We start from the raw sequence: 328 nt of genomic DNA on the forward strand, positions 1-328 counted from the left end.
ATTGTCAGTGGTGCGAGCTTTATCGCCAACTATTTTACAGACTCTGTCGGCGTATTATTAATGTATATGCCACGCATGCTGTTCTATACCGATGCAGTTGGCAAAGGTGGATTCCCTCAAGGTTGGACCGTGTTTTACTGGGCTTGGTGGGTTATCTACGCGATTCAAATGTGTATTTTCCTCGCACGTATTTCCAAAGGACGTACTGTTCGTGAACTGTGTTTAGGTATGGTTGCGGGCTTAACCGCAGGTACTACCTTAATTTGGACCATTCTCGGCAGTAACACACTCCAACTAATTGATAAAAATGTCATTAACGTTCCTAAGT

At 43.6% G+C, this 328-nt stretch carries 1 protein-coding gene; it reads left to right on the plus strand.

Annotation, left to right across the window (positions count from 1 at the left end; translation table 11 throughout):
* Positions 1-328 (plus strand): BCCT family transporter (locus ACNQ0T_RS23470; protein ID WP_417930411.1); only part of this gene is annotated, 328 nt, incomplete at both ends.

Source organism: Enterobacter cloacae complex sp.6700776, assembly GCF_048284255.1.
GTDB classification, from domain to species: Bacteria; Pseudomonadota; Gammaproteobacteria; order Enterobacterales; family Enterobacteriaceae; genus Enterobacter; species Enterobacter intestinihominis.